Annotated in this window: 22 protein-coding genes and 2 pseudogenes; 17 read left to right on the top strand and 7 right to left on the bottom strand. The window is 40.1% G+C overall.

Translation table 11 applies throughout. From position 1 onward, the window contains the following. Nucleotides 1-14: 14 nt before the first annotated feature. Entirely contained in the window at nt 15-935 is a 921-nt protein-coding gene (locus AB6D06_RS15885; RefSeq protein WP_065583724.1) for an IS5 family transposase, read from the bottom strand. 79 nt (nt 936-1014) lie between these two features. On the opposite strand from AB6D06_RS15885, the pseudogene AB6D06_RS15880 reads away from it, so the two are divergent. The 5 genes and pseudogenes from AB6D06_RS15880 to AB6D06_RS15860 form a co-directional block, all read left to right on the top strand. Further along, a pseudogene (locus AB6D06_RS15880) lies at nt 1015-1239 on the top strand (hypothetical protein); the annotation flags it as partial. A gap of 262 nt (nt 1240-1501) precedes the next feature. After that, nucleotides 1502-1888, top strand: a complete 387-nt coding sequence (locus AB6D06_RS15875; protein ID WP_372110975.1) for a nuclear transport factor 2 family protein — start codon at nt 1502-1504, stop codon at nt 1886-1888. Continuing rightward, nucleotides 1879-2073 (top strand): annotated as a pseudogene (locus AB6D06_RS15870) (hypothetical protein); the annotation flags it as partial. The gene AB6D06_RS15875 and the pseudogene AB6D06_RS15870, both read left to right, overlap by 10 nt. Nucleotides 2074-2309: 236 nt before the next feature. After that, nucleotides 2310-2882 carry a malate synthase gene (locus AB6D06_RS15865; protein ID WP_017059967.1) on the top strand — a complete coding sequence of 191 codons (573 nt, stop codon included), beginning with the start codon at nt 2310-2312 and terminating at the stop codon, nt 2880-2882. Between the two features lie 486 nt (nt 2883-3368). Then, entirely contained in the window at nt 3369-4976 is a 1608-nt protein-coding gene (locus AB6D06_RS15860) for a BCCT family transporter (protein WP_372110971.1), read from the top strand. A gap of 205 nt (nt 4977-5181) precedes the next feature. Here AB6D06_RS15860 and AB6D06_RS15855 read toward each other — a convergent pair whose 3' ends face one another. Next, nucleotides 5182-6108 (bottom strand): M14 family metallocarboxypeptidase, encoded by a 927-nt coding sequence (locus AB6D06_RS15855; RefSeq protein ID WP_102427972.1) that lies wholly within the window; start codon nt 6106-6108, stop codon nt 5182-5184. A 175-nt stretch (nt 6109-6283) separates the two neighbouring features. On the opposite strand from AB6D06_RS15855, the gene AB6D06_RS15850 reads away from it, so the two are divergent. After that, on the top strand, nt 6284-7189 hold the full coding sequence (locus AB6D06_RS15850) for a DUF808 domain-containing protein (RefSeq protein WP_372110968.1): 906 nt from the start codon (nt 6284-6286) through the stop codon (nt 7187-7189). A 153-nt stretch (nt 7190-7342) separates the two neighbouring features. Here the strand turns inward: AB6D06_RS15850 and pyrC are convergent, their stop codons facing one another. Both pyrC and AB6D06_RS15840 read right to left on the bottom strand, forming a co-directional pair. Then, on the bottom strand, nt 7343-8371 hold the full coding sequence (gene pyrC / locus AB6D06_RS15845; protein ID WP_372110965.1) for a dihydroorotase: 1029 nt from the start codon (nt 8369-8371) through the stop codon (nt 7343-7345). Nucleotides 8372-8563: 192 nt separating this feature from the next. Then, nucleotides 8564-8722, bottom strand: coding sequence for a YqaE/Pmp3 family membrane protein (locus tag AB6D06_RS15840; protein ID WP_017059962.1), 159 nt, complete (start codon nt 8720-8722; stop codon nt 8564-8566). 369 nt (nt 8723-9091) lie between these two features. Here AB6D06_RS15840 and AB6D06_RS15835 point away from each other — a divergent pair, with 369 nt between their 5' ends. The 8 genes from AB6D06_RS15835 to AB6D06_RS15800 all read left to right on the top strand — a co-directional run bounded on the left by AB6D06_RS15835 (nt 9092) and on the right by AB6D06_RS15800 (nt 19259). Then, nucleotides 9092-11416: an adhesion domain-containing protein gene (locus AB6D06_RS15835; RefSeq protein WP_102427975.1), complete on the top strand. Its 2325-nt coding sequence runs from the start codon at nt 9092-9094 to the stop codon at nt 11414-11416. Between the two features lie 581 nt (nt 11417-11997). Next, nucleotides 11998-12528 carry a hypothetical protein gene (locus tag AB6D06_RS15830; RefSeq protein WP_102427976.1) on the top strand — a complete coding sequence of 177 codons (531 nt, stop codon included), beginning with the start codon at nt 11998-12000 and terminating at the stop codon, nt 12526-12528. Between the two features lie 66 nt (nt 12529-12594). Next, nucleotides 12595-13122, top strand: coding sequence for a hypothetical protein (locus AB6D06_RS15825; protein ID WP_372099862.1), 528 nt, complete (start codon nt 12595-12597; stop codon nt 13120-13122). After that, nucleotides 13122-15923, top strand: coding sequence for a CS1-pili formation C-terminal domain-containing protein (locus tag AB6D06_RS15820; protein WP_372099861.1), 2802 nt, complete (start codon nt 13122-13124; stop codon nt 15921-15923). Before AB6D06_RS15825 ends, AB6D06_RS15820 begins: the two co-directional genes overlap by 1 nt. 13 nt (nt 15924-15936) lie before the next feature. Further along, nucleotides 15937-16641, top strand: coding sequence for a hypothetical protein (locus tag AB6D06_RS15815; RefSeq protein ID WP_372099859.1), 705 nt, complete (start codon nt 15937-15939; stop codon nt 16639-16641). Beyond that, nucleotides 16598-17725, top strand: coding sequence for a hypothetical protein (locus AB6D06_RS15810; RefSeq protein ID WP_017059956.1), 1128 nt, complete (start codon nt 16598-16600; stop codon nt 17723-17725). The genes AB6D06_RS15815 and AB6D06_RS15810 overlap by 44 nt, the downstream gene beginning before the upstream one ends. Further along, nucleotides 17722-18462 carry a LysM peptidoglycan-binding domain-containing protein gene (locus AB6D06_RS15805; RefSeq protein ID WP_065584792.1) on the top strand — a complete coding sequence of 247 codons (741 nt, stop codon included), beginning with the start codon at nt 17722-17724 and terminating at the stop codon, nt 18460-18462. Before AB6D06_RS15810 ends, AB6D06_RS15805 begins: the two co-directional genes overlap by 4 nt. Before the next feature lie 533 nt (nt 18463-18995). Then, nucleotides 18996-19259 (top strand): hypothetical protein, encoded by a 264-nt coding sequence (locus AB6D06_RS15800; protein WP_017062773.1) that lies wholly within the window; start codon nt 18996-18998, stop codon nt 19257-19259. A 246-nt stretch (nt 19260-19505) separates the two neighbouring features. Here the strand turns inward: AB6D06_RS15800 and AB6D06_RS15795 are convergent, their stop codons facing one another. Further along, a complete protein-coding gene (locus AB6D06_RS15795; protein WP_372099858.1) occupies nt 19506-20516 on the bottom strand; it encodes a helix-turn-helix domain-containing protein in 1011 nt (336 codons plus the stop codon). 96 nt (nt 20517-20612) lie between these two features. Then, entirely contained in the window at nt 20613-21569 is a 957-nt protein-coding gene (locus tag AB6D06_RS15790) for a helix-turn-helix domain-containing protein (RefSeq protein WP_102332686.1), read from the bottom strand. Between the two features lie 269 nt (nt 21570-21838). On the opposite strand from AB6D06_RS15790, the gene AB6D06_RS15785 reads away from it, so the two are divergent. Together AB6D06_RS15785 and AB6D06_RS15780 are read left to right on the top strand one after the other, a co-directional pair. Further along, nucleotides 21839-22603, top strand: coding sequence for an EAL domain-containing protein (locus AB6D06_RS15785; RefSeq protein WP_372099856.1), 765 nt, complete (start codon nt 21839-21841; stop codon nt 22601-22603). Between the two features lie 209 nt (nt 22604-22812). Then, a complete protein-coding gene (locus AB6D06_RS15780) occupies nt 22813-24684 on the top strand; it encodes a hybrid-cluster NAD(P)-dependent oxidoreductase (protein ID WP_017067429.1) in 1872 nt (623 codons plus the stop codon). Between the two features lie 106 nt (nt 24685-24790). Here the strand turns inward: AB6D06_RS15780 and nadE are convergent, their stop codons facing one another. Next, nucleotides 24791-25621: an ammonia-dependent NAD(+) synthetase gene (gene nadE / locus AB6D06_RS15775; protein WP_017062768.1), complete on the bottom strand. Its 831-nt coding sequence runs from the start codon at nt 25619-25621 to the stop codon at nt 24791-24793. A 109-nt stretch (nt 25622-25730) separates the two neighbouring features. On the opposite strand from nadE, the gene AB6D06_RS15770 reads away from it, so the two are divergent. Next, nucleotides 25731-26252: a nicotinate-nicotinamide nucleotide adenylyltransferase gene (locus tag AB6D06_RS15770; protein ID WP_372099854.1), complete on the top strand. Its 522-nt coding sequence runs from the start codon at nt 25731-25733 to the stop codon at nt 26250-26252. Nucleotides 26253-26260 lie beyond the last annotated feature (8 nt).

The raw sequence follows: 26260 nt of genomic DNA, 5'->3' as shown, positions 1-26260 counted from the left end.
GTTTCGCGTATTTCTTAATCAATACGACAAGTTTCAGGCATACCTAACCCAGTAAGCTTGTTCAACGCTTTTATCATCGCGTAAGTCTCACCCACCTGGGCATTGTAATTTCTTAAGCTCAATCGTCCTCCTAGCAACTGTTTAACTCGATACATCGCTGTTTCTGACAATGAACGTTTGTGGTATCCATACCGCTCTTTCCAATACTTATTTGAGCCGTATAATTTCTGGCAACCCACGGCGAGATTTCGAGGATGACCACGCTCCCAGAAGGCTGCCCCTTCTCTTGGGGGAATAAGCGCAACGGCTCGCTTCATCTTAATAGCAGCGCGACACGCTCTCGTGTCGTAAGCGCCATCACCAGACACCTCAAGGATGCTTCGACGTGTTTGTTTCAGTAGGTTCGGGAGTACTTCACCATCTGTAACCGTTGATAAACTTAGCTCGGCGGCAATGATCTCATGAGTGCTTGTATCAACTGCAATATGCAGCTTTCGCCAGACTCTCCGCTTGCCATCCGTCCCGTGTTTTTTGACTTTCCATTCACCTTCGCCATAAACCTTAAGGCCAGTTGCATCAATGGCTAGGTGTTGTATCGCTCCTCTCGCTTTAGTCTTAAATGAGACCTCAACTTGCTTGGCTCTACGACTGATGCAGGTGTAATGCGGACAACTTAACGGCACATGGGCTAACCTAAATATCGAGTCGATAAATCCTTGCAGCGCTCTCAGTGGCATAGAAAAAACTCGTTTCACCATGAGTGCTGTCGTAATAGCTAAATCACTGAACCGACGTGGCCTCCCGCGCTTATTCTGTTTGCTTTGCGCCCACCCACTTATTGCTTCTTCATCGATCCAGAAGGTCAGAGAACCACGGTTAATGAGCGATTGGTTGTATTGCTTCCAGTTGGTTGTTTTGTAACAAGGTTTAGGCATAAGGCTACGAGAGAGAGTGGTGGTAGCTGATCAGATCGTAGGTTCTTGATTTAGTTCCATTGAATTACGCAACAAAGCCTCAGTGAAAGTAAACCTGATAAAGGAATTAATCTCCATGAATGTTTTAAATGAACCGACAGAATATATTGAAGAGACACTGGCTGATTTAAAAAATGAAGCTCATTTAGATAGCAATCAAGCAATGAATAAAGGTGAGGGTAATATCGAATTACAAGCTAATACTCATGATCGCCAGCTTGAGCAGTATGGCCGAAAGTACCATCAAGATTTTGATTTCGACTAAAGGCTAACACGTTCTAATTTAATTATACCTCTTATGTCGTCAGTGAAAAGTTGATTAAATAAAATTAGAACACTAATTAATTTATAAAAAGATGAAATCTGTGAGCTTAGAGATTGTTTATAACCTAACTCGAAGTTAGAGTGATGAACCTTGTTATCGAGTTGTTAAATTTTCACAAATCTAGTTTAAACACTCTAATAAAAAAGTGGCGCAAAGCTACTGAAATTTAAACCAATAACGAAAACATAAAGGATTCTGGAATATGAATATGCAAACCAATGCGGCGACATTCGTGCTGGAAAACCAAGTCGATACCGCTTTTTTACAGTCATTCAGTGATGCTTGGAATAACCATGATATCGAAGCGTTAATGTCGTTCATGACTGAAGACTGTGTCTTCCACACCGTGGCAGGTGAAGGCTTGCTTGGAAATACTATTGAAGGGTACGAAGCCGTTCGCAATAGCTTTGAATTGGTTTGGCAGAACTTTCCAGATGCAGCTTGGATCGACCCTGTCCACTTTGTATGTGGTGACCGCGCGGTGAGTGAATCGACGTTCTCTGCGACTAACCCAGATGGTAGCATCATCGAAGCTCGCATGGTCGACGTGTTTACTCTGAAAGATGGAAAAATCAGCGTAAAATTCTAAGCCCTGACGATAAACCGATTCTCACTGAGATGTTAAATCGAGCCAAAGAAAATGGTCGTGGCGCTTACACCTATCGATGGTTAAATCCGCTGTCGAGCAAAGTGGAAACTAAGCACACTTACTATCGAGTTATCGACAATAAGTTGGTTGGGGTGGGTTATTACACAAATTCAAACAACACGTAAACGCGTTTCTACGGAACCCTCAACCCAGTTAAATAAAGGGCTGGGGGCTCGAAATGCCGGTTTGTGTAAAAAAGCAATTTAGTAAAATTCACACTGTGTAATTTTTGTTGTGAAATTGTTTCAAAAATAACAGTAGTATGAAAAACATGGAAACCACACAGTAAAGAACAATTTTGAAAAGGGTCAATTGGGATGTTTGACCTTAATGAAATTTAAAGCCGTACGAGGGATAGACTATGAATATGCTGACACTAGACAAAACAGAACTTCACAGAAACCATTCAACTTTTATTGCTGAAGCTGTCTTTGCCGTCGAAATGGTGAAAGCAGACAAGCAACTCGAAAAGCAGAAAATGGCGAAACAGTTGCTTGATACTCTATTCCCTCTCGAGTCTGGTTCTCACGAAGATGTAGTGAGCTACGAGATTGACTACCGACACGTTCAGGTTTATTTCAAAAACGGTGAACACACAGGTTTGAAACGCGCTAAACACTTTGTGGCTTACACAGGTGATAAATCTAAGCCTTCAGCAATCCTATTCCGTGATGAAAGCGGTACGCACGTTGAAGTGACAATCGGTGCTCGTAAAGGCACTGGCCGCCTGGAGTTGGTTGATATTCAAGATATCCAATTAGAGACGTGCACCACGTTTGGTCAAACTGAGGCGAGCCGTTCTTCTGGCATCCGTCACTGGGTGAGCTTAGTAAAAGGCGATGAAAGTGGCCGCCCGAATGCATCAAGTGAAGACAAAGAGTTCACGGCGAAAAATGGTGAAGACTATAACCTAGGTTTTTGCTTCGCAATCTAACGAACTGTCTTTGAAATGTGCAGTGCTGATCTGTGAGACGCAGCACTGACATTTGAGCACTGATTTCTCTTTTACCTTTGGTAACTTTCCCCGCCCCTATAGCGGGGCTTTTTTATTAGAGCTATAAGTAAATTGGGTGATTATTAAAATTATCTGCAAAAAGTTTGGATGTGATTTTACGGTGCGTCATTTTAATTTAAATTGTTGTATTTGAAGGTTTTTATTTTTTTATTTTATTCTGTTTTTATTGGGTTAACTATCACTATCAACGGTGGTTTGGGTGACTGTTGAGCTAAAACTCAGTCAAAATGCTTTGAGCTGTGCTATAATGTGCGCCTTGGGATTGAGCCAGTAAGTCCATTTGTCACTAACTATTGTGATTTTTATTGCCTTTTATTTAGGCGGTTCGGCGAGCCAATCAAGTAGTAATTGGATACGGAGAGCGTCCTTATATTCGTTGATTCGGATATGCGAACATCATAATTTATGAGTTTTAAATCAAAAAAATACAGTATTGATTCTACTGACTATCAAGTTGGTCAAGATAACGTCAGTAAATGGGGCATGGATGTCCATAACACAGTCTTCGTAGCCTCAGTAGGCTTATCTCTTCTCTTCATCATCACTCTTCTTGCTCTTCCTCCTGCAGATGCTAAAGCTGCAATTGATTCTATTAAGGGTGCTGTTCTATCAAAGTTTGACTTCCTGTTTATGTGGGGAGCTAACATCATGCTAGCGTTTGCTGTTGTTCTTGCTTTTTCACCGTTGGGTAAAATCCGTTTAGGTGGTGAAGACGCGACGGCGGACTATTCAATGTCATCTTGGATTGCGATGTTATTCGCAGCAGGTATGGGTATTGGACTTATCTTCTGGGGTGTTGCAGAGCCAACTGCATTCTTCACGAACTGGTTCGGAACGCCATTAGACGCAGAACCTTTCACAGCCGCTGGTCGTGAACTGGCGCTAGGCGCAACCGTATTCCACTGGGGTTTTCATGCATGGGCTATCTATGGCATGACGGCGCTTTGTCTGGCGTACTTTGTTTATAACAAAGGCTTACCGCTATCAATGCGTTCTGTGTTTTACCCAATTCTGGGTGAGCGTGTGTGGGGCAAAACTGGTGATGTAATCGATGTACTAACCGTACTGGTTACTCTGTTTGGCCTTGCGACTTCATTGGGCTTAGGTGGTACACAAGCAGCAAGTGGTATTAGCCACGTGTTCGGTTTGGAAAACAACATCTTCCTTCAGCAATCTATCATCGTTCTGATCATGGGCTTGGCGATCATCTCTGTACTACGTGGTATGGACGGTGGTGTTAAGTTCCTAAGTAACCTGAACATGGTTATTGCATTCATATTCCTTGGTCTTATCGCTGTATTGAATTTCACAACTGTGCTTGATTCAATGGCAACGGCGGCAACGGGCTATGTGAAAAATATCGTAGCTTTGAGCCAAAGTGCGGGTCGTGAAGACACAACATGGCTGCATGGTTGGACTGTGTTCTACTGGGCATGGTGGGTAGCGTATGCACCTTTCTTCGGTATGTTCGTAGCGCGTATTTCTAAAGGCCGTACGGTTCGTGAATTCCTACTTTGCGTATTGATTATCCCAACATTGGTAACGTCGGCTTGGATGTCGATCTTCGGTGGCGTAGCTATCGAGCAAGTAATTAACCATGTGGGACAACTTGGCCTCGACCAAGGCATTACAGACGTATCTCTAAGCTTGTTCTACATGCTAGATGCTTACTCGTTCGGTAGCATTCTGTCAGTTCTCGCAGTCGCACTGATCATTGTGTTCTTCGTTACAACGTTGGACTCAGGCTCTATCGTTATCGATGGCATGACAGCGGGTGGTAAACTAGAAGTGCCAGTGAAACAGAAAGTCGTTTGGGCGGTTATCTCAGGCGCTATCGCAATGGTAATGCTGTGGATTGGTGGTACTCAATCAATCCAAGCTCTGCAATCTATTACGATTATTGCAGCACTGCCGTTTACGATCATTCTTTTGATTGGTTGTGTGAGCTTGTTGAAAGGCCTACTGACAGAAGTCGGTAAAGGGCAAGAAACGGTTACTCCGGCCATTAAGTAAGTACCTCTAGATAGGAACTTACTCTAATCAGCAGATTCAAAGCTCCCTTGCACCGCGTGCAAGGGAGCTTTTTTATGCCGTAGAAGACATCAGCGAAAGAGAAACAAAAAAGAGCCACAAGTGAGTAGTCATTTGTGGCTCTTTTAGTTCTTGGCTCTTAGTTATTAGTCTAGGTGCCCGGTTCTAGCTATGAGCGGGTTTACGCTTACGCGTTCAATTCGTGCTGAATAACGTAATCCAAAGCACCAACAACAGCAGCAACTTGAGCATCGTTACACTCTTCGTCTGTTACTTTGTCACTGTCTGGGTAAACCTCTGTGGTTGTACCGTACTTACAGTCAGTCACGCCGCCACATAAGCCAAGCTTCTTCATTGGGTAGTTGATCACGCCGTGTTGAGTGACGTCTGAACCAATGATCTTGCCTTCGTCATCCGCAGGCGCAATGTGGGTTACTTTTTCAACTGAAGCGATGACAGCAGCTTGGAATTCAGGTTGTGGGTTTTCAGTATCGCCAACAGTGTAGAAACCGTCTGGGATCATACCTTCGATGTACTCAATGCCATCACGAGCTGCGAGTGCAGGTCGGAATTCAGTTTCATCAGAGTCAGTCGTCTCATGCAGGTCAACGTGAACCAATACTTCTGGCAGAGACGCTACTAGAGCTCGTAGGTTTGCTGATTCTTCTGCTGGCGTACCGTCGTAGAAAGAGCGGTTTGGATCAACAGCATTTGGATTCCAGCGGTTGATCACTTCGTAGCCCCAAGGGCTTACACAAGGTGCGACAACAATGTTGAAGTGCGCTGCGTATTTCTCTGCTTGAGTCGCAGCGAATTTGATCGCGCCATGCACGCCACTGGTTTCGTAACCGTGAACACCACCTGTTACCAGAATCGTCGGCTTTGACTCGTCCCAGTTTTTGCTCTTGATAGCGAAGAGTGGGAAGCGAGCTTCGTCGTAGCTCAGTGCGCCGTATTGTTCGATGTCAAAGCGGTCTGCCAGTGCTTTAATCTTTGGTACAACTTCTTGCTGGTATTCACGCTTAACCGTTCGTTGAGCTAACCATGTTTCACGTTCTGCTTGTTGCCATTTTTGCCCTAGCTTACCAATCGGGTAGGTAGATTCACTTTTCATCTATACTTTTTCTTTTATGTTCGTGAAAGATTAAGACAGATTATTCCTGTCTAACAGAGACAGCAATAGAAAACACAACTTGTGACTTTATTTTTTACAGACTCATAACTTTGATGAGTGAATTGATGGTGTTACATTTTATTGATGGTTCAATTCTTTATAAAGAGACAACAAAATGGCTGGAGCAAGTTTACTAACACTGTTAGATGACATTGCAACCGTGTTGGATGATGTCGCATTGATGTCTAAGGTAGCCGCTAAAAAAACCGCAGGCGTATTAGGTGACGATCTAGCCCTTAACGCCCAGCAGGTATCCGGTGTTTCTGCTGAAAGAGAAATCCCAGTGGTATGGGCGGTCGCAAAAGGCTCATTTAAAAACAAGCTGATTTTGGTTCCGGCAGCACTATTGATCAGTGCATTCATTCCTTGGTTGATCATGCCACTACTGGTGATTGGTGGTCTGTTTCTTTGTTTTGAAGGGGCAGAGAAAATCTTAGAAAAGCTTTTTCCTCATGCTCATCAACACGAAGAGAAAGATGAGGAAAGCAGCTCGGGTGAATCTGTTGAAGAGTATGAGAAGCGAAAGGTCTCAGGCGCAATTCGTACCGACTTCATCTTATCTGCGGAAATCATTGTGATAGCTCTGGGTACCGTAACGGGTACAAGTATCGTGACTCAGATTCTTGTGGTGAGTTTGATAGCGGTTGTGATGACGATTGGTGTTTATGGCTTAGTGGCAGGGATCGTTAAGCTGGATGATTTAGGTTTCTATCTCCAGCGCACATCGAATGGGAGTACCATTAAAACCCGATTGGGTAATGGGTTAGTCGCATTTGCACCAAAGCTAATGAAGATGCTTGCGGTTGTCGGCACGGCTGCGATGTTCTTGGTTGGCGGCGGTATTGTGGTACACAACGTTCCAGCAATTCATCACTTAATTGAACCGATTATTATGGACTTCAGTGGACATACGATTGCGACTGCGGTGGTACCAACGCTATTAAATGGTGTGATTGGGGTTTTAGCTGGATTGATCGTTGTTGCTGTTTGGACTGTGATAGAGAAAATTCGCGGTAAGTAATCGCTCATTATTGGTCTTAATAAAACCCTCTCTCCACGAAACGAAAAAGGGGCACCATAATCATTATGGTGCCCCTTTTAGTCTAATGGGTCGTGTTTAATTAACACCACACTCTTATTTTTCAACATGAGCGCTTATTTACCGACTAAGCGTTTATTTTACAGACCAAGCAATCGTCTCGCCGCCACGGATTGGCACAACGATGTCTGAACCGAAAGGCATGGTTTCAGCAACATTCCACTCTTCTTTAACTAGAGTGATGGTATCTGAGTTACGTGGCATGCCATAGAAGTCTGGGCCGTTGTGGCTCGCGAACGCTTCTAGGTTTTCAAGCTTACCCTCTAGTTCAAACACTTCAGTGTAAAGCTCTACTGCAGCGTGCGCAGTGTAAGAACCCGCACAACCACATGCTGATTCTTTAGCGCCTTTGGCGTGTGGTGCTGAGTCTGTACCCAAGAAGAACTTCTTGCTGCCGCTTGTTGCCGCTTCGATAAGCGCTAATTGGTGCGTGTTGCGCTTTAGGATAGGAAGGCAGTAGAAGTGTGGCTTAATGCCGCCAACCAACATGTGGTTGCGGTTGTAAAGCAGGTGGTGAGCGGTGATAGTCGCAGCAACGTTGTCGTTCGCGTTCTTCACGAAAGTCGCAGCATCTGCAGTTGTGATGTGCTCTAGAACAATCTTCAGGTTAGGGAAGTCGTTCACAATCGGTGCAAGTACTGTGTCCAGGAACTGCTTCTCACGGTCAAAGATATCAACATCGTGAGCCGTTACTTCACCGTGTACCAGCAGCAACATACCCACTTCTTGCATTGCTTCGAGTACGTGGTAAATCTTTTGAGCTGAAGTTACACCTGAATCAGAGTTAGTCGTCGCGCCAGCAGGGTATAGCTTCGCTGCTACAACAGCGCCAGATTCTTTCGCTTTACGAATTTCATCAGGTGTTGTGTTGTCTGTCAGGTAAAGTGCCATTAGAGGCTGGAATTGCTCGCTTGGCTGCTGTGCCATGATGCGTTCACGGTAAGCAAGAGCCATTTCGGTATCGGTTACCGGTGGGATCGTATTTGGCATGATTAACGCTCGACCATTGTAACGGCTGATATCGCGAACTGTATCTTTTAATACTTCGCCATCGCGTAGATGAACGTGCCAGTCGTCAGGACGAGTAATCGTAAGTTGTGTCATTGAAGGCTCCCACCATTTGAAGTGTTATGTAGTTGGAGCCTAAACTCGGCGAAATCTGTGAAAGCAATCGCTTACGTTTAGGCGACAGGATGATAGTGGAAAAGTACTTTCATTTCATCCTATTTTTAACTCTTCATGGCTAGGAGCTTGTTTTTATGGATATTTTATTCGGTATCTATTTGTTAATAAGGGTTAGCGGGTGGCTACCCACAGACCATGGATCATTCCTGGAACCCAGAAGAAGAAAGTAAGAATGATATTAATCACCAAATCTTTCCCGGCGCCACGAGCGAAGAACACGCCAACAGGCGGAAGCAGTACACATAAAATGATAATGACGAGTTTGTTCATGATAAATCCTTTTTATTCAATGAAGGTTCAATGCGATAACCGTGTTCAAATTATAGAACGTATGGCGAAAGCTAATGCATTGGTGTCTTTATGTATATAAGACAGCCGTTTAAACATCTCAAGATATTAGCTTAGTATCAAGTGTTTAATGCCTACCAGTTTATCTATTTATAACCAAATGCTTATAATCAGTATTCCCATCAAGATATACATTTAATCATTTGAAGTTTGGCCGTGATTTTATGACTAGGCATTTCCAAGAGTCAATTTTACATATTTGCTAAACATATCCAGTTACAAAAAGATAACATCGCAATCTAATGTAGCATTCGTATGCTACAAGGTTAAATTTTAAAAAGGTCAAACGATATGTTAGATGTGTTGCCAAAGAAGGCTAATTTGTTGCAGGTAGCTTTAATCTTGGCTGTTTCAGGTTGTAATGGTGATTCAGGAGTTGGTTCTACTTCGGGCCCAGATAGCCCAGATAGGCCAGATCAATCGAACGTACTTTACTCCGTTCAAGATACCATGCAGCACACTAAACCTCGTGAAACTTTTTATGTTGATCTCTCCAACAATATGGAAAGTTCTGATGGGACACCTGTTGCTCTGCTGAATGTTGAATCCCTTAATTCTGACTATCATTGCGATGTGGTTTCTAACGACCAAAATGGTTTTTATATTAAAGCAACGCAAGTAAACCTATGTGACTACCGATTTCGTGTTGGATCCTCTGTGTCAAGAATGTCAACAGCGATATCTTATGATGGCTATAGTGAGGCTACAGCTCGAATCGCTATAGCTGAAAACAGTGAACAATTAATACCCATATCATCTGCAACTTCAACTGGAACACCCATTTCGGTGAACGTGAAGGACGAGTTAGCAAATTTGGGGTACGAGGTCGACACGAGTCGCTATACACTTAGTATGACGCTAACTTTGCCTAATAGCGATTCAACGCTTTCATCAGCAGTATCTGATCCCGCGAATAACGTTATAGAGTATACTCCAGGTGCTGGACTTGAATCTGGAGTTGAGAGGGTTTTATATAGCTATAGTGATGGAGTAAATGTTCTTAGTGGTAGCCTGGATATTGCAGTTTCAACAACAGTAAATGGTGCTCCAATAGCTAACTCTACATATATACAGACATTTACCGATCCTGATACCTTAAAAATAGTGTCAGAAGTTCCATACGGGAAAACGGTCACAATTGACGTTTTGAGTCTCATTTCTGATCCTAATGGTGATTCATTACAATTAATTGATGTCTATGCTTACGATGCTGATGTTGCCATTATAGAAGATGCTAACTTAGATGGTAATCTGTTCAATGACACTATTTTCACGTTTACTACTTCTAATTCTGGCTATCACAATATCACTTACGTTGTCTCTGATAACAAAGGAGGCTTTGCCACCGGGATAATAAAGTTAAAATCCGAAGACTTATACCCGATAATTGTTTTTAATGAAGGCAATGTATATCAATCTGTTACTCCACCTTTAACTATGGAGCAGGCAGAAACTGCGAGTATTGAATTCGAAATAATAGGAACAGGAGATGGCACCAATGCCGTCGATAATGTAACAACCGTAGCGCATTCGAAAGGTGTTGCTGAAGCAATTTGTACTGCAAGAGGTGCTTTTTTACCGAATCAAGTAGATTTGCAAGAACTTTATGCTTGGAAGCCTGATGGTCAAATATTTACAGACTATAGATATCCAAATGACAAACCGTATTGGACTAGTGACCAGGTTGATGAAACTACCACAACACTAGTCAATCTATTTGATGGTTCAGTCACTGCTAGTAATAATGAAGAGGTAAATTATGTTCTTTGTACTAATACTGAGTATATCCCAGAAATCACCCCAGTATCTATCAGTTTAAATGGTGTGACTTCGATTCAACGTGACTTAGATGTAGATAAACATGAATTATATCAGGCGACTATAACTAACTCAATTGGCCAAATGGAACAAGTTCCAGCCGAATATGTCAATTGGACAGTAACTGAGTTGAACGTTACTACCTTTGATGAACATACAGGTATCTTGACAGCGTATTCTACCGCAAATACTGAACCTCAATTTAATGTTAATATTGAAGCTTGCTATGAATCATTTTGTGATAACTTGAACGTTACTTTATTCGCACCTTTGGGTATAACTTCATATGAAGGAAGTGAATTTCTTCCGTTGTTTACGAGAGAACAAGTACTCCGCTATAGTGATAATAATACTTCGATTTTTGCTCCGAATGATACTGACGATTATTCGTATTCGGTAATCAGAAGTTTTGGGTATAACGCAAATGACACGAACTTTATAGAGTCTGGATATGATAGCAGCCAGACTGAATATTACTGCTCATCAATAAACTTCGATGGTGGTGGGTGGAAAGAATTTGACTCGTCAACTATTGCACTTCGGTTTGCTGGCGCTTGGAATGCAGACCCTGCATATAAAGCCATAACTGTAGGTCGTATATATTCAAATTCCGATTACCAAGATGAGTTTTGGTTCCGAGGAAATGGTTTTCTCTATAAGTTTTACATTAATAATTACGCGGAACCAACTAGTGATAACGGTGGTATCACGTATTATAGAGGTCCTGAAGATACTCCTGAGGCCGACCAAAATTACTTTGGTAGCCAAGTACACGTTTTTTTATCATGCTATAGATGATAGTTATGAGTCTGTCTCCCTTTAAAGTAGGTTGAAAATCTTTAGTAAGCCAGTAGCGATGTTACTGGCATTTTTAATGCGAATTATTTACGTGTTATTGTCATGTTGATATTTATTAATTAATAACCGCAAGGTAAATTCTCCGTCTCACTCTATTTCCCCAACTAAAGACATCACTTGTAAATTAAACGCTAGATTATAATAACTTAGGTTACGATTTAGGTAGTTTAACTTGTGATGGTCATAATTAATATTATATAAAGCAATATAATAAAATAGTTATGATGCTCATTTTTATAACTCAGATAGTCACCAGCGTTACCCCTTCTCATATCCAATTGAAACACCTTTCTCAAAGTTTGATAATGGTTATTATGATATCCAATTTAGTGTAACTGAAAGTATTTATTGTACAGATCTTATTCCCTAGATAAATGAACTAGTCGGCGATATATCGACTAGGCATATTTAACTATAAATAATTTCAACGTGCTAACCTAAAGCGTAGTTATTTTAATATTATATGCCTGTTGTTTAGCAAGAGGCTAACGCAATGCTTATATTATATTAAAGGAAATAAAATGAAAAAATTAACACTCATTACATTATTGTCTGCAATTACTGTTGTTCCGGCTTTTGCTGCACCTGGCGATACCTCTATTGGTTCTGTAGTATTCAGCGGCTTTGTTCCTGGTTTTGTATCCAACGGTGACATCCTTGTTACTGGTGCGGGCGGTAGTGAAGACCCTGCTTCTTTTGTTGGTACGTTACAGGTGAACGCTGACGGTACGTTCGCAACGACTAAACCAGTTGTTTTGGAAGCGCATGACTACACGGGGGCTGTGCTTGGGGCTTTAACTCCAGCTAACTGGACGGTATCACAAGTAAATGTGCTTCCAGCTTCAATGAGTGAAGTACAGTCTAACATTGTCGTCGGCGATAACATTTCAGCGACGGAGCTTACTGCAGCTGACTACTTAGCTTCAACTCAACTTTCAGCAGGCGATACGGTTCAACTGTATGTTGCTAACGATACAGCACACTCAACTCCAGATGATATTGCTGGTACAGAAGTTATCGTTAACGTTGATATGATTGCAACTTTGCCATAAGAAACAATCTCATTATTTGATAGGCACTTAATTAATTAAGTGCCTTGTTTTTCGAGGCTGATGAAAATGAATATCTATATAAATTATTTCTTTCTATTATTGCTTGTTATTTTTAGTTTCAATAGCTTTGGCTATGAAAGCTATTCATTTCCAGTAAATACACAAATAAATAGAGCGAATTTGTATGACTATTCTATAAATGTAGATTTATCTGATGAGTTTATTGCACTGAAGTATGATAGTGAGAACGAAACCTTTCTAAATGGGCGTTTTTATTCTTATATTAGAACGAATATACCAACAAGCACTGGGGATTCGTTTGAATACAGTTATAACATATCAGAGTTCACTTCTAAATGTGTTCTCAACGATAGCGGTGAGACTATGTATGATGATTTTATCGATCTCTATATCGATAGAAAACATTACTCTGATATTTCAGATATACCAAACTTTGAATTTAATAATATTAAAAATACTGAATATGAAAACTCTACCAATGAATTTGAATTAGTGACAAATAAAAATATACCGAGTGATGAGCCATTAGATTGCAATGGTCGTATTACGTTCAATGTGGAGCTTCAACTATAATGTTTATTAGACTTTGGTTTGGTTTAAACTTAATTATCATATTTTTCTTGGCCATAATATATAGTTCAAAATCCGTCGCAAATATTCCAGATGGATTTGAAGATATGTTTGAAGAGAAGTTGATAAGAATGCCACTAATTCTCTCGGCTGATAAGAACAAATTATTCTATTCGGAAGCTTTCATCTCGGGTGATGAAGTAAGAATTCCCACTTCACAAAAACAACTTGTAGCACAAGCATTGGCGAATGAACTTGGTATTGAGAAAGATGTTAGCGATGCGATGGCAACAACACTGGTAAATGGGGTTGAATCGAGCCTAGATTGTAAAGGTTATCGAAGTGAATGTGGTCTACTACCTGATTTATATGATTTTGTTTATGTTCCAGATAGCCAATCATTGATTATTCATGTTAACTCACAATTCTTAACTGAGATAATAGAAGAGTCAGAAATAAAATTTGTAAAAGAAGAGATCGATCAAAACGCGATCATTATGTCACATGGTTTGAATCTATCTGGTTCTTATAGCGACAACACTGATTATACATCGTCTTATTCTTATCAACATGAAAATTATGCAGGTTTTGGCAAGTATGGCTATTTGCATAATGATCTAAACTTTAGTGATGTCAATGGTTTCAGTTCGGATGACTCATCGTATAACTATGTTGGTGGTAATACTCGTTTCTCTGTCGGGTATAAATACCAAGAACGCCCTTGGAATAGTACTCAGTTTTTAGAAAATGGCAGCAAAACTTCTGGTTACATGTTGTCGATTGGATCGACGAGAGAGCTAGTAAAAAAATCATCTTCTAATTCTAGACGAGTATATTTGAACATTTCAAGATCTGGTCGACTAGAAATTAATGATGATAGAGGCCGTGTTCTATTAAGTCGTAATGTGGATGCAGGGCAAGAATACTTTGACTATAACGAGCTACCATTTGGTACTTATACTGCGACAATTCGAATATTTGATGGCAGTGAAGAGTTTTACACAGAAGATAGGTTGATAGTCAATACAAGCTCTTCGTCGATTAAAACCGGCGAACTAGATTATCATATTACAGCCGGTTATTTATCAAGAGACCTGACGAATACGGGACTAGAGGACGATTTTGACCAGAAATCCATCAACTTTGCTTATGATAATTATGAAAGTCCAATGTTCACCAATGGGAAATTGAGCTATCAAGTTACGGATTTTTTTGCACTGGGTGCAGGTTCGTTTATTACAGGGGAAGATAATTATAATTATGTTGGTGGTCATTTATCTTTAGGGGAAGTGTCCAGAATATCGGCAGTAACAGGATTATTTGACGATGGATCTAGTTTTTATAATTTTGATGTGGGGATTTATAACTTAAGTGTATCTTACACAAAATTTGATAGTGAAAATGATAATAGTATTGGAGATATTAGTTTGTCTCAACTTTTATTCAGTAACTCGAACTATACGTCATTATCAGTAAATTACAACAAGTACTTAACGAGAAATATATCATCATATATATCGGGTATATTAACAAAAAACCAATATAAAGATTTTAGTAATGGTTATAATAATGAATCAGAAAGTTGGTCTGCAAGAAGTGGCGTGCAGATATCATCATTACCACTTGACTCAAAGGTGAACTTAGAGTTATCAGCAAGTGAATCGAGCGATATAAATTATGGTGTTATGGCCTCAATAATTATTCCAATAGGCCAGGAAAACACATACACACATAGTACACAAGCACAAATAGATGATAGTGGTGATGTTGCGCTATCGCATAGAGATACAGTCTCAAGTAGTCTAATTAACAGAAACAATCTAAATGTATCAAGCTCTGCGGGACTTTATTATCAAGATTCTACTGAAGACCAAAGCAGTGCCGATTTATCATTGTCTGCAAATTATAAGAATAAATATATTGACTCAAACTCTTATGCCTATATCAATTCAAGTAGTAATACAAGTGTTTCTGCATATATTGGTACAAGTAATATCGTAACTTCTCAAGGAATAGAGTTTACGAGTGAAAAGTCATCTTCTTATTTTATTTCGAATAATGATACAGGGGAACTGTCTTCGGATGGAAAATTCTTGGCGGTAGTTAACTCCGAGCAGAATGGAAAACAAAGCAATGCTTATGTTAGTGGAGATGCTTTGACGGTATATCCATTAAAAGAGTTCTATGAATATGAATTCAAGCTTGATACGGAAGCCTCTGATTTTTACAACAATGGTGAGTCTTATACGTCGGCTACTAGTTATCCAGGAACTGTTATCCGTTTGGATACGTCGTTGTCTGAGTTGAAATCATTTATATCGACGTTTAGTGACATAAATGGAAATCCAATAGACGGAGTTGAATGTATCGGTGGAGGTTGTGTTTCTACTGACAAGCTTGTTGAAGGTGTGTATCAATTTAAGGTGAAAGATAAACAACCTTACAAAATTATATCTAAGGAAAACCAATGTGTAATACCGGAGTTATCATCGGTTAATAATTTGAATTTAGGTAATAACTTCTGTATGCCATCATTCGAAGAAAATAGTGAAGGTTATCAGATAGCCCTAGTTGATGGTGTTTATTATTACTACTTAGGGCAATACAAGGATAGTAATATTGTATTGAACTATCAGAACAAACTGAACAACTCAGGTGTTGAAATTATAAACAAAAAGCTTGGCGGTTATTTGTATATATTCGCTAAGTCTCCTGAGCAACTAACTACGGCAAACAAACTGTATGTTGATGAACTCATTAATTATGCAGTTCATATGGAGATGACGCCATATGCTTATAACTAACATAGAGAAAATTATGCAACGTGTAATATTTACTTCGATACTATTAATGACGACCTCTTTTAGCCATGCATTTAGCATAGATAAAATGCTTCTTATAGCTGGAGAAGATGGTAATGAAGTTTTTACTCTGACTAGTTCGAAAACTGAACCTGAATATATAAAAGGTAACGTTAGCCAAGTAAAGGTTGAAAACGGAGAGTTAGAAAAGGTAGAGCTAACAAAAGATAATTTACCTTTATGGGATCTTGCGCTATTACCCAATAAACTGATATTAAATCCGGGGGAAAGACGTCGTGTATCAGTAAAGAATTTATGTCAGGTTAATTGTGATGATTTAGAGAAGGACAAAGTTTATCAAGTGACTTTCATGCCTAGCGTTATCGATGGAGATAAAAAAGAAAGTATAATTGGTATTAATTATGGTTATGCTCCTTATTATATTGTACCTGCAAAAAATGCTAATGTTGACTACAAAGTTAAATATAACGGTTCAGAAGTTTATGTGGAAAATAATGGTAACACATTTTTCTACATACAGTTTGATAACTGTAAACCGAATTCTGTTAGTAACAAATGTAAACAAACTAATACAATACTATCTGGTCGAAAGAAAACCATAAAATTAGCAGAAGGCCTGCAAAATGTCGATTCGTTATCCGTTAAGGTAGCCAACCATGATTACAGTTATAACAAAAATATCACTATTAAAAAGAAATAGCCTAATTAGTATAGCGCTATTATTCACGGCTTTAGATAGTAGCCATGCTGCAGATGTATACGGAACGATTACAGCAAACAACTCTGTGGTTTGGAACAATGCGGCGCCAAATAGTTATTTCGGTAGTGAAGCTATATCTCCATCTGCATGGACGATAGCGCAAGAGCAACCAACGGCAGAGTGGTATCCCGCAACGATGGATAACCAACCCGTTAATAACGTTAGCTTTGTTAATCATTCTACAGGCGAAAGTTTTAACACCAGCCTGGAGTTGTTAGGCGTTGAGTACAATTTGGGTAGCTCGGCTAGTTATTTCACATCAAAAGACTACGGGTCAAATGTGGGAATGGGAGTTGCCAATGAGTGTGCAGCTACAAATATAAGTGGTTCGAGTGCGAAAGTGGGCCAAGAGTCGACTTTGTGTGTGTCGCGAATGGGTTACACAGCAACAAGCCGAATAGAGCCTTTTAAGTTTTATCGACCTGCTTTCGCTTTGCCTAATATCAGTAATGATGTGTTCGCAGCCCCTGTTGGATCTGGAACTTTTACGGCATCAATTAACCTTTCACCCACTTACTTTTTTACAAGTCAAACCGGTACGATGACTTATACCAGAGTGCCGGAGACGTTAATTATCACGATTGATTATCAAGCTGCGATCCTTGAATCATTAACGGTACTTGGAGACGGGAATATTGAACCCCAGTATGATACTGCAACAAAAAGGATCTCTGGTACAACGAGGTATGATGTTAGCTTGTTAGGGACTTTACCTACAGGCGTTATTATGACATTTAGCCCTACGTCAGGTGACTATGAGCTTACAAATATTGATAACTCGCTAGAAAAGATACCCTACACAATCACGTGTGCCATTGGCTGCGAAAGCCCTGACAAGGTGATTGTCCAAGACGGAGTACTTAATACCGCATCTTTTCCTGATTCAGAAGTGATTACAGTGAATGGAGAAGGTAGTAACAAAGTTGATGTAGCATACGATGTTAGTTTTGATGTCGATGGAAATGCACTCAGTTCAGGTAATTACCAAGGGTCGTTTAATGTTGTTTATGAGGTGAACCTGTGAACCGACTAATTAATAATATTTTTTTTATGTTTCTAGTACTAACCAGCGGTGCAGCGGTTGCTGAGAAGCCAACTGCTCATATTTTGGGGGTAGGGGCAAACTATGGCTATAATTTTGATGGAGATATGTTTGAGAATTCTCAATCTATTTATTTTCTCTACCAATATAACCGACTTCAATTGAATCTAGGTATCAAACATTATAAATTATTAGATGATTCTGAGTACATACCTGATTTAGGTTTGCTTTATAGTATACATGATGGAGAAGAAATTGATTTAAAGGTTGGAGTCGGATTTGAAGATAAATATCCAACAATAGAGTACCTTGCTGAGTATGCTTTGAATGAATATTTCGGTGCGAGTATCGCACTTAATCAAACGTTGAATGATGATTTTGGGCAAAATCAACGAGAAGCCGTGGTTGGATTATCTTATTATTTCAATGACAGTAAGCGTAAGATTGAGTCTGACCAAGTTGAACCTCGCCCTTCGTCACTTGAAATTACGAAAGCTCCGGATTGCACATCTGACCCAACTGATACGGACTGTGACTTCGATACTATGTCTAACAGTATATCCGAAGTTGCTGTTAAGCCGACATTACCTTATGTCGTACAAGAAGGTGATTGGTTATATGAACTACGTAGAAAGTTCGGCTTCGATTTAGAAGAGATCATTGAGAGTAATGATATTGAAAATCCTGATTTGATCATTCCTGGCCAAGTATTAGAATAAGCTCTTACCGGTAACCTGATCAATATTAAAGTATTACTAGACCTATTTCTTATAAGGTATGGTGATGCTTTTTTTTTGCACTCGATTAAATCTGTCTAACTATTCATCTATGATCTTACATAGCTTACGTTGATGTGAATAATCAAGTGTTGCCAAGAATCATGGTTTACATACCAGATCTTAGGTTCAGGTATTAAATATTACGAAGTTAGATAAAATTTAATTCTCTTAATGTAAAACCATTAAACTACTATGAAGACTTGCAAGATATGTATTAGCGTTTTACTCTTCGGTCTCTCCCTAAGGTTTAACTGCCATCAAATCGCTAACCAGTGCATAATATGCATAAGTCTGGTGAATTGATGTGGCCGTATCCATGCTATATAATGATCGTTATGAATGGACTTTTCTGAACAAATTAATGTTTACAAATCTAACATCACGGATGCAAGAGTGGCTGGTAGGCATTAGACTTCTTTTTTTCTGCGAATAAGCTAAACTCTCATATGTAACCAATTGCATTTGAGGTGTTTATGAAGTCGTTTGTCAATATTAAGGTCGTTTTATGTTCGTTTTTATTTTTTGCAACCTCAGCGATTGCTTCTATTAGTGCTGATGATGTCACGTTTTCAGGCCGAGTCGATGGAGATATACGAGCAATTTATTCTGACAAAAGTCTAACGAATGTGGATGGCATGCAAAACACGAAAGCTGTAAGAGGCATGACTCAGAGCAGTTATGTAACATTACTAAACAATGAAGTAGATGATGTAATTGTTCGTGAGGTTGACATGTAGTCAAGCGAACATAGCATATTAGATTCTAACTTTTTACCATATGCTTTAATACTCAATCGCTTAATTACATAGTATATAGATTGTACTGATAATTTAAGTGGGAAAATAATGAGGTATATTGGTTCAATAATATCGAATACGAATGTCAAAACTGTAGAGTTGTGTTTTGAAAGATTGAAGCAAGCAGGAGTTTATCCATCTTTCGATGGATTGGTACTCCTGTTAATGTGCGCGGAAAGAGACCGCTTAGCAACACTGAGAGCTAATTGAGCATGGGTTTGAACAGGTTTGACAGCCTGTAAGCAAGTTCAAGAACTCGGGTTGAGTAAATAGCTGGCTTGTTTTTATGTGCATTAAAGCTTTAGAATAATAGTGTTTACCAATTTTGATTGCACCGTTGGTTGATTTTTTCTCGTACGAAACAACAGAAAATCCCATTTTTTCGAGTACTTCTGCTGAGCTCTTTATAGCAACTGTTGTGTAGTAGTCGGTAATGTTAGCGTGTTTTGCTAGAAACCTGAATTCTCTATTTAATTGTAGACGAAAAGGTCGCTCGTACAGCGAATGCTGGCTCACCGCAAAATAAGCTAATTTTCGGCTTTTATTATAAGGAACGGTTTTTCTTAAATCTATTTCATTAATCGACTTTTGAGAAAGTGTTTCAATTTCGGAGATCATACCTTCAGTCGTGAATATAGTGCCTATGTTATGTCCTAATAGCTCCCCTGTGACGCTGTCGACATATTTATAGGCAATGAAATGTTTTTCATTGCAATAGTTTAAAAAATCGATTTTATAGAGTCCATGCTTAATATTCTCATCAGAGGTTTTCTCATGAAAAACAAGTACAGAATTTACAATCTCACTATCATTAGAATTTCCAATCGGATATTCACAAACAGGATTGTGTTCGATCATCGATGTTGACTGATAATTTGCTCTGGCGATCAAATTATTTAAACTACGGTATTTCTCTTCCATCAGAGAGTCGAATTGATCAACTCTATTTTTAGAACTAGGGTCTTGATGTAGTAAATGACTAACTTTAGATAGATAAGGCTCAAGATCGTTGGTAAATTCTCGCAAAACACGAATACTACGGCTAAGAGTTGGTTTAGTTTTTCCTCTTTCCCATCGACTAAGTGTAACTGTGTCAATGTTCGATAGATCTCCTCCGAGTAAGTTGAGCTTTGTAGCTGCTTGACTTTGTGTTAGTTCATTCGCGATTCGATATTTTTTTAAGTATTCGCCAAACACAGTAGTTTTCTCCAATCTTTTGCATAAGGCGAAGTATTATTATGTGTAGAAACTTAAGATGGTAGGCATCTTAATTTAAAGGCTGTTTGGCTATGCCTAATGATTTTTGATTGAGTATTGGTTATCCCACTGGGTTGTTTTTATGAGGGTTATTATTTCGGGTTGAGAAAGAAGTGTCGCTGTATCAATTTCGTATAAGCAATGTTCGAATGAGCGGTTGCCTAATTTAAAACCTCCTTTTTCTGACTCAATATCAAATGCTATTTTCTTAAATCCAAGTTGCTCTAAAATTTGTCCGATTTCAGGCCATGCACTAAAGAAATAATAACGTTGAACATTTGAATAGTGAATTAGGTTTATAAATTGAGAAACTAACATACATCGAAATATCTGGAAATTAGAAGAGTAACGATTATAATTACAAACCGATAACTTAGTCGAATTTTTATAACTGACAGATTTTGTCAGGTCGATATCAATGATTTTTGAATGAGTAACTTTGTCAAAATAGTCACTTTCGAATATAAAACTAATTGAGTGACCTACCAACTGCCCGCTTTCTGTTATAAATCTTTTTAAAATAGCTCGTTTGTTTTGTTGGTAGTCATATAGATTAATGTCGAAAAAACCCTTCGGTGTATGGATGGCTGTTTCGTAAAAGATTTTAAGGCTAGATAGTATCTTGTCATCATCTTTCAAAAGAAGTGGCATCTCAGTAATTAAAGTTGATTGTGGCTCTTGTGGCTCTTCATAACTTAATGATGAAAGCTTCGTTACCCTGTTATTAAAACGAAGTTGTTCAATCTCGTCTAGTAGCTTTGTTTCGTTTGGATTAGGTATTAATTCATAAAAGTCACTCAGGTCAACCTGTAAACAACGCAAGATTCTTAGGCATTTTGCAAGTGTTGGTTTGGTTTTTCCTCGTTCCCAACGACTGAGAGTTACCACGTCTACAGAGCGAAACTCTTCATTTGCAAGGTTTAACTTAACAGCAAGCTCACTCTGAGTAAGACCTAGTGAGACTCTCAATTCCTTTAAATAGTCACCAAACATACATTATCCCTAAGCGTAATTTGATCTAATTGAAGTATAGTCATCTATGATAGTTTATGGCGTTTTTAATAACCTATCTAAAAGTAACAGACTCGAGATTACCGTTTTGAAACGGCATTGTGTATTTGTACAGGAGTTCGTTTAACTACTTATGCAGTTTGTCTTCACGGTTAAGAAGTAGGCATGTAAAGCTACATATGATTTGTTCATGCTAATCCTTGCTAGTTATTGATCTGTAGTATGGATTAATCACAAAAAGAGGTTTGTTTATGAATACGAATATGTTGTCTGAAAATTTACAAGCCGAAGCACTTATTGACGATGTTAATCAGGGATTGTTTTATCCTGTTTTTCAACCGATAACTAATGGCAATGGAACTGTCGGTGCTGAGGTTTTGTTACGTTGGGAAAAAGGGCACGATGTTGAATCGTCAATTCGCTGTCTGTTAGACGCTAAGAAGATTGCATGGTTTACTCAAATATTCTTGTTAAGAGTGTCCGAGGAATTATTGTCTCAGAAGAAAATGATTGATTTTCTGACTATTAATATCTCCCCTGATCACGTTTTAAGTTTCACTTTTCTACGTGATATTTCCCCAATTTGGCAAGCATGCAACAAGTTAGGTATAACCTTATGGATTGAGCTTACTGAGAATGAACAATACCCGGTTGGCATTGACGAGAAAAGGATGATGTCCCAGTTTGGAGTATGTCGTGGTCTTGGAATTAAAATCGCGATAGACGACTATGGCAGTGGTTATAACACTGGTGAAGCACTGATTAGGGTTGTTAAACCGAACATAGTGAAAATAGATCGGTCGTTAATGAGAAACCGGAGTGATAATTCGACCTTTTGGGAGCGTCTTAGATTTTTAGCTCGGAAGTATCAGATTGAATTGTTATCTGAAGGTATAGAAAACCATGAAGATTTACGTTTTGCACAATCGCAGGGCATAGATTATTTTCAGGGCTATCACTTAGGCAAACCTGGCTCATTGAGTCAATTGTCGAAACAAGGTGCAGCATATTGCTGATCTACTTAAAAATAGCGTGAATAAATTCGGGTTACTTTTAGTGTGTAAAGCATCATCGTTAGTTTCAAGAGTTTTAGGTTTGCCGGAACATAATGCCATTCTATTAGTTTAATCATGCCTACTTAGTATCAAGTGTTTAATGCCTGCCAGTTTATCTATTTATAACCATTTGTTAGCATTGGGACAAACAACAAAACATTGGAATCGTTATGTCGCAGTCACCTTTGGATCAAAAGGCTTTGGAGCAAGAGCTTTCAGGTCAACAGCCCTCCTTATCTCAAATTAATGTGTTTCCGGTTAAATCAGTAGGTGGGATTGCACTCTCTTCTGCTTGGGTCGAAAAACAGGGCCTTACCTTCGACAGACGTTTTATGTTGGCCTTGGCTGACGGCTCAATGGTGACGGCGCGTAAGTACCCTAAAATGGTCAAGGTGTCTTCTAGCTTGCAGCCAGACGGTTTGATTTTTACTTACGAAGGCAAAGAACCGCTGCGCCTAAAATATGCAAACTTCAAGATGCAAGAAGCGCCTGCAACAGTGTGGAAAGATAGCTTCACTGCGTATACCACCAACGACGAGGCGGATGATTGGTTTAGCGATGTGCTTGGTGTTCGCGTAGAACTTCTGTTCTGTGGTGAGCAATCTAATCGTGTTCGAGAAAAGCTTGGTCAGAATGTCAGTTTCGCCGATGGTTACCCGATGTTAATCATCAGCCAAGCTTCGCTTGATGAGTTGAATCGCCGTAGTCCTGAAACGCATTCCATGGATCAGTTCCGCACCAATTTTGTCGTCTCAAACACTGAAGCGTTTGCTGAAGATGGTTGGAAGCGCATTCGAATTGGTGAGGTTGAATTCGAAGCGGTGAAGCCTTGTGAGCGCTGTATCCTAACGACAGTCGATGTTGAGAGCGGCGAATTCAGAGCAACAAAAGAGCCACTCAATACCTTTTCTACGTTCAGAGCCAATGAACGTGGTGGCGTTTTCTTTGGTCAGAACCTTGTGGCGAAAAATGAAGGTCTGGTGAAAGCGGGTGATGTGGTTGAGGTACTTGAAACCAAAGAGAAAGAACACTACGAAGACTCTTGGGTCGAGTCACTGCACTTAACTTGCGTCGAGCGTGAAGAGATCGCTCGCGACTTCACAACCTTTTGGCTAGAGCCAGCGAAAGAGAACAATTTATTACCAAGCTATCAGCCGGGGCAACATCTACCGATTGAAATGGTAATTAATGGCGAGAAAGTGTCTCGTCGTTACACGTTATCTTCTAGCCCTTCACGCGCAGGTCGTTTGGCGATTTCCGTGAAGCGAGTGGACGATGGTCAAATCTCAAACTGGCTCAATGATCACTTCCAAGTCGGTGACACGCTAGTTGCTCAGAATCCAGATGGCGCATTCTACTTAGAAGATAACCCAACACATCCATTACTGCTGTTATCAGCGGGAAGCGGCATCACCCCTATGTTGTCGATGCTTCGTTACTTAGCCGACCATGGTCAGATTGATGATGTGGTGTTCTATCACCAATGCAGCAGTGAAGAAGATATCCCTTATCAAGCTGAGATTGATAAGATCGCTCGCGAACATGCTGGTCTAAGTGTGATTTATTCACTAAGCCAACCAACGAAAGAGTGGGATGGTTTGTCAGGTCGTTTGAGTGTGTCTCATGTCGCCAAAATTGAGGACCTTCATAAGCGCCAAGCATTCGTGTGTGGCCCTGACGGCTTTATGGATAATGCCAAGAAATTGCTGATTCAAATGGGGCTGAATCCTCAGCATTATCATCAAGAAGCGTTTGGTGTTGCTCAGTCTACCGAAGAGGCGGTGAAGCAGCTGCAGTTAAGTGTGAACGGCTACCTGTTTGAAGGTAATAACCAATCAACCCTGCTAGAGCAAGCTGAGTCGGCGGGTGTGTCTATCGCTTCAAGTTGCCGTGCTGGTTTCTGTGGCGCTTGTAAAGTGACCCTTGAGTCAGGGCAAGTTCACCAACCGGATGTGCCTGCATTGCAAGAACATGAACGTAATATGGGTCAGATACTGGCGTGTTGTAGTGTGCCTCAAACTGATATCGAAGTTGTAGACTAACTCGGTAGGTCGGAAGGCCAGAAAGAAAAGCACATTGAATAGAAAAGGCCGGAAGTTCACTGAAATGAACTTCCGGCCTTTTTGATTCTAAGATTAATTCAAACAATTAATCGTAGATCGTTGGGATCGGTTGACGCTTGTGCTGTGTTGCTTTGTAGATGCCTACTAAGCGGTCTGACACGTCTTGAGGGACTTCTTTACCTTCAAGGAAATCATCGATTTGGTCGTAAGAAAGGTTCAATGCTGCTTCGTCGGCTTTCTGTGGATCAAGCTCTTCTAGGTCGGCAGTAGGCACTTTCTTAACCAATAGCTCTGGCGCACCTAGCGTTGCTGCAAGTTCACGAACTTGACGCTTGTTCAGGCCAAACAAAGGCGCTAAATCACATGCACCGTCACCGTGTTTGGTGTAGAAGCCAGTGATGTTTTCTGCTGAGTGGTCAGTACCAATCACAAGACCACCAACGTAACCCGCAATTTCGTATTGCGCGATCATGCGAGCGCGAGCTTTCACATTACCTTTAACAAAGTCGATTTTTGCTGAGTCTGTTGGTAGTAAACCTGTACCTTCAAGTGCAACGTGAGATGCTGCGTGAAGCCCATCAACACCCGCTTTGATGTTTACAGAAACAGATTGAGAAGGCTGGATGAAAGAGAGAGCAAGTTGTGCTTCATCTTCATCTTTTTGTTCGCCGTAAGGTAGGCGAACCGCAATGAATTGGTAGTCGTTGCTGCCAGAGTTTTCATTCAGGCTATCCACGGCCATCTGTGCCAAGCGGCCACAGGTCGTTGAGTCTACACCGCCACTGATACCAAGGATCAGAGACTTGCAGCCTGACTGCTGAAGTTTCGTTTTAATAAAGTCCACACGACGAGTCACTTCGAAGTGAGGGTCAATTGAAGGTAGTACGCGCATTTCGTCACGAATTAACTGTTCCATTCGTATTCCTTTCCTGCAAGCAAATTAAAAATCTAGTGTTATCATACCTAAATCATCCGATTTAAAAACCTCTTTGCACAAGCTTAGAAAGAGAAGGCAGTAATAAACAATGGAAAAAATAGCCATTTTCGGTAGTGCGTTTAATCCACCGAGCTTAGGGCACAAAAGTGTGATTGATTCGTTGGCTCACTTTGACAAAATTCTACTCGTTCCAAGTATTGCCCATGCTTGGGGAAAAGAGATGCTAGACTTTGATATGAGATGTCAGTTAGTTAACGCATTTATTAGCGATCTTTCACTGGATCAAGTGGAGCTTTCTTTGATCGAAAAGAGCCTATTTACACCCGGCGAAAGCGTGACGACTTTTGCTGTACTCAGTGAACTGCAAAAGTTACATCGTGACGCTGAACTGACGTTTGTTATTGGCCCAGATAACTTCTTTAAGTTCTCATCTTTCTATAAATCAGATGAGATTACCGAGCAGTGGTCTGTAATGGCTTGCCCTGAAAAAGTGAAAATTCGCAGCACAGACATACGTAATGCACTGATAAGTGGAAGCGATGTTGCAAAACTGAGTACAAAGTCAGTTACAAAGATGTTGCAAGATAGTGGACTGTATCAGATAATGTAAGTTCACTA

This window comes from Vibrio sp. 10N.239.311.G01, assembly GCF_041465805.1.
GTDB lineage: Bacteria > Pseudomonadota > Gammaproteobacteria > Enterobacterales > Vibrionaceae > Vibrio > Vibrio crassostreae_C.
Note: the sequence above shows the minus strand (reverse complement) of the source record. Positions and strands in the feature narration are given on the sequence as shown.

Excerpts from the sequence above, each read along its gene's own strand:
- AB6D06_RS15885 (WP_065583724.1), bottom strand. The coding sequence starts at position 935 with ATGCCTAAACCTTGTTACAAAACAACCAACTGGAAGCAATACAACCAA.
- AB6D06_RS15875 (WP_372110975.1), top strand. The coding sequence starts at position 1,502 with ATGAATATGCAAACCAATGCGGCGACATTCGTGCTGGAAAACCAAGTC.
- AB6D06_RS15865 (WP_017059967.1), top strand. The coding sequence starts at position 2,310 with ATGAATATGCTGACACTAGACAAAACAGAACTTCACAGAAACCATTCA.
- AB6D06_RS15860 (WP_372110971.1), top strand. The coding sequence starts at position 3,369 with ATGAGTTTTAAATCAAAAAAATACAGTATTGATTCTACTGACTATCAA.
- AB6D06_RS15855 (WP_102427972.1), bottom strand. The coding sequence starts at position 6,108 with ATGAAAAGTGAATCTACCTACCCGATTGGTAAGCTAGGGCAAAAATGG.
- AB6D06_RS15850 (WP_372110968.1), top strand. The coding sequence starts at position 6,284 with ATGGCTGGAGCAAGTTTACTAACACTGTTAGATGACATTGCAACCGTG.
- pyrC (WP_372110965.1), bottom strand. The coding sequence starts at position 8,371 with ATGACACAACTTACGATTACTCGTCCTGACGACTGGCACGTTCATCTA.
- AB6D06_RS15840 (WP_017059962.1), bottom strand. The coding sequence starts at position 8,722 with ATGAACAAACTCGTCATTATCATTTTATGTGTACTGCTTCCGCCTGTT.
- AB6D06_RS15835 (WP_102427975.1), top strand. The coding sequence starts at position 9,092 with ATGTTAGATGTGTTGCCAAAGAAGGCTAATTTGTTGCAGGTAGCTTTA.
- AB6D06_RS15830 (WP_102427976.1), top strand. The coding sequence starts at position 11,998 with ATGAAAAAATTAACACTCATTACATTATTGTCTGCAATTACTGTTGTT.
- AB6D06_RS15825 (WP_372099862.1), top strand. The coding sequence starts at position 12,595 with ATGAATATCTATATAAATTATTTCTTTCTATTATTGCTTGTTATTTTT.
- AB6D06_RS15820 (WP_372099861.1), top strand. The coding sequence starts at position 13,122 with ATGTTTATTAGACTTTGGTTTGGTTTAAACTTAATTATCATATTTTTC.
- AB6D06_RS15815 (WP_372099859.1), top strand. The coding sequence starts at position 15,937 with ATGCAACGTGTAATATTTACTTCGATACTATTAATGACGACCTCTTTT.
- AB6D06_RS15810 (WP_017059956.1), top strand. The coding sequence starts at position 16,598 with ATGATTACAGTTATAACAAAAATATCACTATTAAAAAGAAATAGCCTA.
- AB6D06_RS15800 (WP_017062773.1), top strand. The coding sequence starts at position 18,996 with ATGAAGTCGTTTGTCAATATTAAGGTCGTTTTATGTTCGTTTTTATTT.
- AB6D06_RS15790 (WP_102332686.1), bottom strand. The coding sequence starts at position 21,569 with ATGTTTGGTGACTATTTAAAGGAATTGAGAGTCTCACTAGGTCTTACT.
- AB6D06_RS15785 (WP_372099856.1), top strand. The coding sequence starts at position 21,839 with ATGAATACGAATATGTTGTCTGAAAATTTACAAGCCGAAGCACTTATT.
- AB6D06_RS15780 (WP_017067429.1), top strand. The coding sequence starts at position 22,813 with ATGTCGCAGTCACCTTTGGATCAAAAGGCTTTGGAGCAAGAGCTTTCA.
- nadE (WP_017062768.1), bottom strand. The coding sequence starts at position 25,621 with ATGGAACAGTTAATTCGTGACGAAATGCGCGTACTACCTTCAATTGAC.
- AB6D06_RS15770 (WP_372099854.1), top strand. The coding sequence starts at position 25,731 with ATGGAAAAAATAGCCATTTTCGGTAGTGCGTTTAATCCACCGAGCTTA.